10 protein-coding genes are annotated in these 9,817 nt (G+C 69.4%); 6 read left to right on the top strand and 4 right to left on the bottom strand.

The window, feature by feature from the left end; genetic code table 11:
• Positions 1 to 85 precede the first annotated feature (85 nt).
• Positions 86 to 268 carry a hypothetical protein gene (locus tag ACWXWW_RS04485; protein WP_455968964.1) on the top strand — a complete coding sequence of 61 codons (183 nt, stop codon included), beginning with the start codon at positions 86 to 88 and terminating at the stop codon, positions 266 to 268.
• A gap of 32 nt (positions 269 to 300) precedes the next feature.
• Here the strand turns inward: ACWXWW_RS04485 and ACWXWW_RS04480 are convergent, their stop codons facing one another.
• The 3 genes from ACWXWW_RS04480 to ACWXWW_RS04470 all read right to left on the bottom strand — a co-directional run bounded on the left by ACWXWW_RS04480 (position 301) and on the right by ACWXWW_RS04470 (position 1,768).
• Positions 301 to 534, bottom strand: a complete 234-nt coding sequence (locus tag ACWXWW_RS04480; protein WP_455968963.1) for a helix-turn-helix domain-containing protein — start codon at positions 532 to 534, stop codon at positions 301 to 303.
• The gene (locus ACWXWW_RS04475; protein WP_455968961.1) at positions 531 to 1,049 is read right to left on the bottom strand and encodes a hypothetical protein; all 519 of its coding nucleotides are present in this window, start codon (positions 1,047 to 1,049) and stop codon (positions 531 to 533) included. Before ACWXWW_RS04475 ends, ACWXWW_RS04480 begins: the two co-directional genes overlap by 4 nt.
• A 101-nt stretch (positions 1,050 to 1,150) precedes the next feature.
• Positions 1,151 to 1,768 (bottom strand): hypothetical protein, encoded by a 618-nt coding sequence (locus ACWXWW_RS04470; RefSeq protein ID WP_455968959.1) that lies wholly within the window; start codon positions 1,766 to 1,768, stop codon positions 1,151 to 1,153.
• Positions 1,769 to 2,146: 378 nt separating this feature from the next.
• On the opposite strand from ACWXWW_RS04470, the gene ACWXWW_RS04465 reads away from it, so the two are divergent.
• From ACWXWW_RS04465 to ACWXWW_RS04450, 4 genes are all read left to right on the top strand, one after another.
• Positions 2,147 to 4,672, top strand: coding sequence for an ATP-dependent Clp protease ATP-binding subunit (locus ACWXWW_RS04465; protein ID WP_271173147.1), 2,526 nt, complete (start codon positions 2,147 to 2,149; stop codon positions 4,670 to 4,672).
• A gap of 97 nt (positions 4,673 to 4,769) precedes the next feature.
• Positions 4,770 to 5,273, top strand: a complete 504-nt coding sequence (locus ACWXWW_RS04460; RefSeq protein ID WP_282979004.1) for an amino-acid N-acetyltransferase — start codon at positions 4,770 to 4,772, stop codon at positions 5,271 to 5,273.
• Positions 5,274 to 5,285: 12 nt separating this feature from the next.
• Positions 5,286 to 5,942 carry a hypothetical protein gene (locus ACWXWW_RS04455; RefSeq protein WP_455968957.1) on the top strand — a complete coding sequence of 219 codons (657 nt, stop codon included), beginning with the start codon at positions 5,286 to 5,288 and terminating at the stop codon, positions 5,940 to 5,942.
• Positions 5,943 to 6,194: 252 nt separating this feature from the next.
• A complete protein-coding gene (locus tag ACWXWW_RS04450) occupies positions 6,195 to 6,608 on the top strand; it encodes a dehydrogenase (protein ID WP_324012509.1) in 414 nt (137 codons plus the stop codon).
• A 22-nt stretch (positions 6,609 to 6,630) separates the two neighbouring features.
• On the opposite strand, the gene radA is transcribed toward ACWXWW_RS04450, so the two are convergent.
• Entirely contained in the window at positions 6,631 to 7,989 is a 1,359-nt protein-coding gene (gene radA / locus ACWXWW_RS04445; protein WP_271173143.1) for a DNA repair protein RadA, read from the bottom strand.
• 178 nt (positions 7,990 to 8,167) lie between these two features.
• Here radA and ACWXWW_RS04440 point away from each other — a divergent pair, with 178 nt between their 5' ends.
• Entirely contained in the window at positions 8,168 to 9,817 is a 1,650-nt protein-coding gene (locus tag ACWXWW_RS04440) for a TIGR04028 family ABC transporter substrate-binding protein (RefSeq protein ID WP_455968955.1), read from the top strand.

The raw sequence follows: 9,817 nt of genomic DNA, 5'->3' as shown, positions 1-9,817 counted from the left end.
GTCCGTGATGACATCTCGCGACACGACTCAAGAATCACCCAAAGGCTCCACACCCACATTCAGCAACACGGCCTAGCCTGTGGGCATGAGCAGGCATGACGGGCAGGATCCGCCCACGCCGCGTCCCTCCGCCGCACTCCAGCGCTGGGAGGCACTGGGCCTTGTGGAACATGCCGCGCTCGATCTCGCGGCGTTCGACCACATCGGCGTCGTGCACACAAGCTCGACCGCCGAGGAGATCATCGCTGATCTCAGGGGCGAATCGTGAGGGTCCGCCGCTCCTGCCCGAGCTGAGCGCGCTCAGCGGTCCGCGCGGACGAGCAGGTCCCCGATCTCGCAGTCGAGGGCCTGGCAGATGGCGATGAGGGTCGAGAAGCGGATGGCCCGGGCCTTGTCGTTTTTGAGGATCGACAGGTTGACGATGCTCACGCCGACGATCTCGCTCAGTCGTGTGAGTGTCATCTCCCGTTGGGCGAGGAGTTCGTCGAGTCGGCAGTGGACGCCGGTCTCCTCGTCGTCAGCAGCGGGCGTCACACGAGGCCTTCCGTGTCGCGCTGAAGCCGCTCGCCGACGGCGAAGGCGCGGGCGACCGCACCGAGCCCGAAGAAGAGGAACAGCTTCAGGAAGTCCATCGGCTCGTTGGCCGCGACGTATGCACCGTCACTGATCTGCTCGGTGGCGGCGGCTGTGATGTACGAGCGCAGGAACGACCCGGCGACGAGGTCGAGGCCGATGGCTCCCGCCATCACCACCAGCAGGACCGTGTTGTCGCGTGTGAAGGCCCTGCCGCGCGCGAGATTGAGGACGACGAATGCCGCGCATGCGAGCGCGCCGAGCAGGCTCAGCGCGTGGATCGATACCTCTGCGATCAGCGCTGAGTATGGCGCCGGCGGGAGCCCGCTCAGGGAGAGGATCGCGCGGTCCACCGAGACATCGACACCGGAGCCGCCGGGACCGAGCGGCAGCGTTGCGACTTCGCCGCTCAGCCGCACGGTGATCGGCACCTCTGAATTGGGGATGATCTGCGAGAGCCGGAGCACGGCGTCCACGACGACGCCGCATGCAAGTACGACGGCGAAGACGATGATCCACAGGAACGTCCAGCGATCGCTCTGCGGGAAGAGCTCAGGACGCGAGGTCGAGGCGCTCCTCACACGAGTCCTTCCGTATCGCGCTGAAGCCGCGCGCCGATCGTGAGTGCGGCAGCGAGGAGGAACAACAACGTCGGGGTCACCAGGGCGCCGGCGGGGAACTCGAACATGAGGATCGCGAAGCCGAAGTTGTGGAGCCCGAGTGCCTCGGTCGCGGCTGCCGCCGCGAGGCCGCGCAGGAGCGGCGTCAACAGGGCCGCCGCGAAGGACAGCAGTGCGGCGACGAGGGCGACAGTCGCCGTTCCGGGCAAGAGCGGGCGGTGGGAAGCGAAGCGCCGGCCAAGGATGAAGATGAGCACGCAGATCGCCAGAGCGGAGCTGGCCGAGAGAAGGACGCCGAGCGCGAGGGGGACGCGCACGGACCATGGGGCCCCGACGACCGTGACCTCAGCCTCCGTGAAGATCGAAGACGGCACCTGCTTGAGTCCGTCCTCGAAGAAGACCGCGTCGTCCGTGATCGGGACGTGCACCGGGATGGCGCGTGCAAAGACACCGTTCACAAGCTGCCAGATCGTCCAGACGATCGTGAGCGCGAGCGCACCCAAACTCAGCCAGGCGACCAACGAGATGGCCCGACGGTCTCCGCGCGTGATCGGAGAATGCGAGTTCGACGGCATTCTGACTTCCCCTCGTAACGAAAATCGATAACAACGATAGTCGTTAAGGTGGGTGGGATGTGCCAGAGGCGCGGCGTCATCGTGACCGTTCTGTGATGAGGGAGGGGCGGCATTTCGTCTCGGTCGCTTCGCTCCCTCGCTCAATGACCGGGAGAGGAGAGGCGCTCACTGGCGCAATGGCCGGGAGGTAAGAGACGCTCCCTCGCTCAATGCCCGGGAGAGGAGGGGCGCTCCTTCGCGCAATGACCGGGAGGTTGGTCAAGGCGCTATGCCCAGGGCGAACACGGCTCCTCGAGCGACGGGCGCTCGTTACGGTGGAACCACGACGCGTCGACCGTCCTTTATCGACGCGTCCTGGCCTCGGCCCTGAGGAGTGACATGTTCGAGAGATTCACCGACCGTGCCCGTCGTGTGGTCGTCCTCGCCCAAGAAGAGGCGAAGATGCTCAACCACAACTACATCGGCACCGAGCACATCCTGCTCGGGCTCATCCACGAGGGTGAGGGCGTCGCTGCCAAGGCGCTCGAATCGCTCGGCATCTCGCTCGACGCTGTGCGCGAGCAGGTGCAGGACATCATCGGCCAGGGGCAGCAGCAGCCGACGGGGCACATCCCGTTCACGCCGCGCGCCAAGAAGGTGCTCGAGCTGTCCCTGCGAGAGGCGCTGCAGCTCGGCCACAACTACATCGGCACCGAGCACATCCTTCTCGGCCTCATCCGCGAGGGCGAGGGCGTCGCGGCCCAGGTGCTCGTGAAGCTCGGTGCCGACCTCAACAAGGTGCGCCAGCAGGTCATCCAGCTGCTCTCCGGCTACCAGGGCAAGGAGCCCGTGGGCGTCGCGCCGAGCGGCCAGGAGTCGCAGCAGGCGGCACAGGGCGGCTCGCAGGTGCTCGACCAGTTCGGCCGCAACCTCACGCAGGCCGCGCGCGAGAACAAGCTCGACCCGGTCATCGGGCGCGAGAAGGAGATCGAGCGCGTCATGCAGATCCTGTCGCGCCGCTCGAAGAACAACCCCGTCCTCATCGGCGAGCCCGGCGTCGGCAAGACCGCCGTCGTCGAGGGCCTCGCGCAGGCGATCGTCAAGGGCGATGTGCCCGAGACGCTCAAGGACAAGCAGCTGTACTCGCTCGACCTCGGCTCGCTCATCGCCGGCTCGCGCTACCGCGGCGACTTCGAGGAGCGCCTGAAGAAGGTCACCAAGGAGATCCGCACGCGCGGCGACATCATCGTCTTCATCGACGAGATCCACACCCTCGTGGGTGCGGGCGCCGCCGAGGGCGCGATCGATGCGGCCTCGATCCTCAAGCCTCTCCTCGCACGCGGCGAGCTGCAGACGATCGGCGCCACGACGCTCGACGAGTACCGCAAGCACTTCGAGAAGGACGCGGCCCTCGAGCGTCGCTTCCAGCCCATCCAGGTCGCCGAGCCCTCGCTGCCGCACGCGATCAACATCCTCAAGGGCCTGCGCGACCGCTACGAGGCGCACCACAAGGTACAGATCACGGATGGCGCGATCGTCGCGGCCGCGAACCTCGCGGACCGCTACGTGAGCGACCGCTTCCTCCCGGACAAGGCCATCGACCTGATCGACGAGGCCGGCGCCCGCCTGCGCCTGTCGATCCTGTCGTCGCCGCCCGCTCTGCGCGAGTTCGACGAGAAGATCGCGAAGGTCCGCGAGGCCAAGGAGGCCGCGTCGGAGGAGCAGGACTTCGAGAAGGCCGCCGCCCTGCGCGACGAGGAGAAGGCGCTCCTGGGCGAGCGCCTGCGCCTCGAGAAGCAGTGGCGCTCGGGTGACGTCGCCGCGCACGCGGTCGTCGACGAGGGCCTGATCGCCGAGGTGCTGGCCCAGGCCACGGGCATCCCGGTGTTCAAGCTCACCGAGGAGGAGACCAGCCGCCTCGTCTTCATGGAGAAGGCGCTGCACCAGCGCGTCATCGGCCAGGAGGAGGCGATCGCGGCGCTGTCGAAGACCATCCGCCGTCAGCGCGCCGGCCTCAAGGACCCGAAGCGCCCCTCGGGCTCGTTCATCTTCGCCGGCCCCACGGGCGTCGGGAAGACCGAGCTCGCGAAGGCGCTCGCGGAGTTCCTCTTCGACGACGAGGGCGCGCTCATCTCGCTCGACATGTCGGAGTTCGGCGAGAAGCACACCGTCTCGCGTCTGTTCGGCGCCCCTCCCGGGTTCGTCGGCTTCGAGGAGGGCGGCCAGCTCACCGAGAAGGTCCGTCGCAAGCCGTTCTCGGTCGTGCTCTTCGACGAGATCGAGAAGGCGCACCCCGACATCTTCAACTCGCTCCTCCAGATCCTCGAGGAGGGACGTCTGACGGATGGCCAGGGCCGGGTCGTCGACTTCAAGAACACCGTGATCATCATGACGACGAACCTCGGCTCGTCGGCGATCGCAGGCGGTCCGGTCGGCTTCCAGGTCGAGGGCAACACCCAGACGACCTACGAGCGGATGAAGGGCAAGGTCGACGAGGAGCTCAAGCGCCACTTCAAGCCCGAGTTCCTCAACCGCGTCGACGACATCATCGTCTTCCCGCAGCTGTCGAAGGACGAGCTCATCCAGATCGTGGACCTGTTCACGAAGCGTCTGGCGGAGCGCCTGCTCGACCGCGACATGACGATCGAGCTGTCGCAGGCGGCCAAGGAGCGTCTCATCGAGGTCGGCTTCGACCCGGCGCTCGGCGCCCGTCCGCTGCGTCGCGCCATGCAGCGCGAGGTCGAGGACCGGCTGTCGGAGCAGCTGCTCAACGGCCAGCTCGAGTCGGGCCACCACATCAAGGTGGACCTCGTCGACGGTCAGTTCACGTTCCACAGTGCACCCCGCGGCGAGAAGGTCGCGGTCGGCGTGAACACGGGCGGCGACATCTCGGCCACGCCCGACCTCGCGGCGCTCGGCGACTGACGGAGACGACAAGGGGCGGAGCCTTCGGGCTCCGCCCCTTTCGCGTGCCCGCGGCGCGCTCAGCGGAGCCTGAGGTGCGCCGTCCTAGGGTGGGAGGATGACCGAGTTCACGGTGCGCGCGGCGCGAGCGGCCGACATGGAGCAGGTGCACCGGATGCTCGAGCCGTACGTCATGCGGCGGATCCTGCTCGGCAAGGACCTCGTCGTGCTCTACGAGGCGACGCAGGAGTTCCTCGTCGCGGAGGACGCGAGCGGGCGGGTCATCGGCTGCGGTGCACTCCACGTCATGTGGGAGGACCTCGGCGAGATCCGCACCCTCCTCGTGGAGGACGGATGGCTGCACCACGGCGTCGGCCGCGCCATCGTCGACGGGCTCGAGCGCAAGGCGCGCGAACTCGGCCTCACGCGCCTGTTCTGCCTGACCTTCGAGGTCGACTTCTTCCGCCGGCGCGGCTTCGAGCCGATCGGCGAGCAGGTCGTCTCGCCCGACGTGTACTCGCAGCTCGTGCGCAGCCCCGACGAGGGCGTCGCCGAGTTCCTCGACCTCGCCCATGTGAAGCCGAACACGCTCGGCAACACCCGGATGCTCAAGCACCTCTGAGAGGATGCACCCGTGAGCCAGCGTCGCCGCCCCTCGAAGGCCGTCTACCGACGGCGTCGTCTCATGGTGCTGCTGCTGGCCGTGCTCGTGATCGGCGGGATCGTCTGGTTCGCGATCGCGCAGCCCTGGCAGGCGCTGTTCGCGGGCCCCGCGGCGACTCCCGCCCCCGCGGCGACGACCGAGGCGCCCGCCGCCGCGACCGAGCCGAGCGAGGAGCCCACGCCGACATCGACGCCCACGCCGACCGAGCCCGCGGCACCGGGGGAGTGCGATCCTGCCAAGCTCGAGGTCGTCGGGCTCGCCGACCAGGGCGAGTACGCGGCCGACCAGCAGCCCCGCTTCTCGATCGAGCTCACGAACACGGGCGACGTCGACTGCGTGCTCAACGTCGGCACCACCACGCAGCGCTTCACGGTGACAAGCGGCGCCGACACGTGGTGGACCTCGACCGACTGCCAGAGCGAGCCGAGCGACATGGAGGTCACGCTCGCCGCGGGCCAGACGGTGACGAGCGCCGAGCCGGTCGTGTGGGACCGCACGCGGTCGAGCGTCGACACGTGCGACAGCGACGAGCGGCCGGCCGCTCCGGGCGGCGGCGCGTCGTACCACCTCGAGGTCGAGATCGCCGGAGTGACGTCGAAGCAGACGACCCAGTTCCTGCTGCGCTGAGGGTCTCGGGCGGACACGCCCGAGGCGCGGTGTCCCCCGAAAGGGGGACATACAGGACGAAGCGCGCCGCGTAAAGTCGTACGTGACTCCGAAGATGATCCCAGAGCTGTCCCCAGCAGCTCGCCGCACATCGTGTCCCCAGCACGGCGGCATCGAATATCGGAGGGATCAGGGCCCCTCACCTCCCGGAACCCCGGAGGCGAGGGGCCCCTCATTTACCCTCTCACGGCGCGGCTCCGTAGGGTGGAGGGCATGGCCTCCTCGAAGCGCAAGAAGTCCGTCGCGGCCGACCCCTCGGCGTTCCGCTCCGAGGCGCTCGCGCAGGCTCTCGAGAAGCAGGACATGGCGGCGGTCGCCCTCGCCCTCCGCAACGGCAACACCGTCGTGCCGCTGCTCTCGCCAGGGCCGAAGGACGACCCGCTCGACGGCGGCGAGGTGTGGACGTACCGCGACGCCAGCACGGGCCAGGTCGCGCTGCTGCTCTTCAGCGACGCCCGCCACAAGCCCGCGAACCTGCCGCCCGCGGTCGGCGTCTACTCGCCCGCCTGGCTGCGCGCGTTCCTCACGCAGCACCGCCGCACGATCACGTCGGTGTTCCTCGACATCGCGGGCCCGCACCCCATGCAGGCGACCCCCGACGACCTGCTCGCGGCTCTCGAGGCCTGAGCGGATGGCGCGGCGCGCCTGATCAGAAGTCGGCGAATCCCGTGTGCTGCGGGACGAGGTGCAGCGACCGCATGTCGTTGAGCGCCGACGTGAGCTTGCCCGAGCGGTCGTCGACCACGCGCGTGTAGCCGAGACGCGCCGCCTCGGCACGCCGCTGCGCGCCCTGCGTGACCGGACGCACGTCGCCCGCGAGGCTGAGCTCGCCGACGGCGGCCACGTTGCGGGCGATCGCATGGTTCCGCACCGATCCGGCCACGGCGATCGCGATCGCGAGATCGGCGGCGGGCTCGGTGAACTTCACACCGCCGACGGTCGACACGTACACGTCGAGCTCGCTCGTCTTGATGCCGGCGCGGCGCTCGAGCACGGCGAGCACCATGGCCACGCGCGACGGATCGACGCCGTGCACCACGCGACGCGGGTTGTTCGCCGACGTCGGAACGGTGAGCGCCTGCACCTCGACGGGGAGCGCCCGCCGCCCCTCGAGGGCGATCGAGATGCACGTGCCGGGCTCGGGGCTGCCCTGCGAGAGGAACAGCGCACTGGGATCGGGCACCTCCACGATGCCGTCGCCCGCCATCTCGAAGCACCCGACCTCGTCGGCCGCGCCGAAGCGGTTCTTGAGCGCGCGGATGAACCGCAGGCTCGTCTGCCGGTCGCCCTCGAAGTGGCACACGACGTCGACGAGGTGCTCGAGGAGGCGCGGGCCGGCGACCTGGCCGTCTTTCGTGACGTGCCCGACGAGGATGACGGGGAGGTCGCGCTCCTTCGCGACGCGGATGAGCGTCGACGCGACCTCGCGCACCTGCCCCGGCATGCCCGCCGCGCCGTCCGACAGGGACGACGAGATCGTCTGCACCGAGTCGATGATGACGAGCGCGGGCTGGACCGCGTCGATGTGCCCGAGGATCCGCGCGAGATCGGTCTCGCTCGCGAGGAACAGCTCGTCGTGCAGCGCACGGGTCCGCTCGGCGCGCAGGCGCACCTGCCCGGGCGACTCCTCGGCACTCACGTAGAGCACGCGGCGCCCCTCGCGCGCCGACTGCGCCGCGACCTCGAGCAGCAGGGTCGACTTGCCGACGCCGGGCTCGCCGGAGAGCAGGATGGCCGCGCCCGGCACGATGCCGCCGCCGAGCACGCGGTCGAACTCGCCGACGCCGCTCGCGCGGCGCGGCGTCTCGGCCGTGCTGATCGACGTGATCGGGCGCGCGGACGCGGTGGGGATCATCGGCGCGACGCGGCGGCCCGCGTCGGCGGGCGCCGCCGCCTCGGACACGGTGTTCCACTGCTGGCACTCGCCGCAGCGCCCGACCCACTTGGGGCTCGTCCAGCCGCACTCGCTGCAGACGTAGGCGGGCGGGGCGGGGCGCTTCGAGACCATGCTCCTCAGCGTACGAGGGGGCACCGACATCCGATCGATCGGCGCGTGCGGGAATCCCTACCGGATCGACAGACTTTACGCTGCATGAAGCGCGTCAGCGCCCATCGGCTCCGCCTGTGGTGGACTGGATCCATCGGCCCCCGAGCCGATGCCCTTGCCCTGTCCCGAGGAGACTCCCATGTCCCGATTCCCCCGCGCCGCGCTCGCCGCGGCATCCGTCGTCACGGCAGCAGCGCTTCTCGCCGGCTGCTCGGGCGGCACGGCCCCCACGGAGTCCGCCGGCTCTGGCGAGCCCCAGCAGGGCGGCACGCTCACGTACCTCGAGCCGCAGACGTGGCTCACCCTCTACCCGCCGGCCGGAGGCTTCTACCCCAACGGCGGCATCATCAACAACATCACCGACCGCCTGCTCTACCAGAACCCCGAGACGCTCGAGCTCGAGCCGTGGATCGCGGAGGACTGGGAGGTCAACGAGGACGCGACCGAGTACACCTTCACCCTGCGCGAGGGCGTGACGTACTCCGACGGTTCGCCGCTCGACGCCGAGAACGTCGTGCGCAACATCGACCTCTTCGGAAAGGGCGACCCCGACCGCGCCCTCACCGTGTCGGAGGCCATCAACAACTACGACCGCGGAGAGGTCGTCGACGAGCGCACGGTGAAGTTCCACTTCACGGCGCCCTCGCCCGGCTTCGCGCAGGCGGTCTCGACGATCAACTCGGGCCTGCTCTCGAACGAGACGCTCGAGCGCACGGGCGAGGAGTTCGGCCCGGGCAACGCGACCGAGATCATCGGCAGCGGCCCCTTCGTCGTCGCCGACGAGGAGATCGGCACCGAGATCTCGCTCGAGGCGCGCGAGGACTACGACTGGGCGCCTCCGTCGCTCGAGCACCAGGGCCGCGCGTACCTCGACGGCATCGACTACCTCGTCGTGCCCGAGGACAGCGTGCGCGTCGGCACCGTGACGGCTCAGCAGGCGCACATCGCCCGTCAGATCGAGGCGCCCGACGAGCCGCAGTTCGCCGCCGACGGCCTCTCGCTGCACGCCGCCGCGACGAACGGCGTCAACAACGGCCTCAGCTTCCGCTTCCGCGACCCGCTCCTCGAGGACATCCGCGTCCGCCAGGCGCTCATCGCGGGCATCGACCGCGAGGAGATCGTCGAGACGCTCTTCACGGACAGCTACCCGCTCGCGACCGGCGCGCTCGCCGAGACCGCGCTCGGCTACACCGACACCTCGGAGTACTACGAGTACGACCCCGAGAAGGCCGCCGACCTGCTCGACGAGGCGGGCTGGGAGCTCGGCTCCGACGGCGTCCGCGAGAACGACGGCGAGAAGCTCAGCCTCACGTTCAACGAGGCGCTCCCGCAGCCGCGCTCGAAGGAGGTCGTCACGCTCATCCAGCAGCAGCTGGGCGAGCTCGGCGTCGAGGTGAACCTCCTGCCGGGAGACCAGGCAGCGCAGGACGCCGCTCGCGGCGAGGTCGGCACGCTGCAGGTGTACCACTCGATGGTCGGCCGCGCCGACTTCGACGTCCTGAAGTCGCAGTACCACTCGGGCAACCGCAACACGCTGCTGAACGGCTACCCCGACGGCTCGGTCGGCGACGAGGAGCTCGACGCGCTCCTGCAGGAGATCGCCTCGAGCCCCACCGAGGAGGGCCGCGCCGAGGCGTCGGCCGCGGCGCAGCAGCGGATGGCCGAGCAGGCCTACATCCTGCCGATCTTCGAGGAGCCGCAGGTGTTCGGCTACGTCGACGCCGTGCAGGGCTTCCGCACCGAGTCGGTCGGGCGTCCGCTGTTCTACGACACGTGGCTCAGCAAGTAG

The organism is Microbacterium sp. KNMS (assembly GCF_053851835.1).
Note: the sequence above shows the minus strand (reverse complement) of the source record. Positions and strands in the feature narration are given on the sequence as shown.

Coding starts and splice junctions, on each gene's coding strand:
- ACWXWW_RS04485 (WP_455968964.1), top strand. CDS start 86: ATGAGCAGGCATGACGGGCAGGATCCGCCCACGCCGCGTCCCTCCGCC.
- ACWXWW_RS04470 (WP_455968959.1), bottom strand. CDS start 1,768: ATGCCGTCGAACTCGCATTCTCCGATCACGCGCGGAGACCGTCGGGCC.
- ACWXWW_RS04465 (WP_271173147.1), top strand. CDS start 2,147: ATGTTCGAGAGATTCACCGACCGTGCCCGTCGTGTGGTCGTCCTCGCC.
- ACWXWW_RS04460 (WP_282979004.1), top strand. CDS start 4,770: ATGACCGAGTTCACGGTGCGCGCGGCGCGAGCGGCCGACATGGAGCAG.
- ACWXWW_RS04450 (WP_324012509.1), top strand. CDS start 6,195: ATGGCCTCCTCGAAGCGCAAGAAGTCCGTCGCGGCCGACCCCTCGGCG.
- radA (WP_271173143.1), bottom strand. CDS start 7,989: ATGGTCTCGAAGCGCCCCGCCCCGCCCGCCTACGTCTGCAGCGAGTGC.
- ACWXWW_RS04440 (WP_455968955.1), top strand. CDS start 8,168: ATGTCCCGATTCCCCCGCGCCGCGCTCGCCGCGGCATCCGTCGTCACG.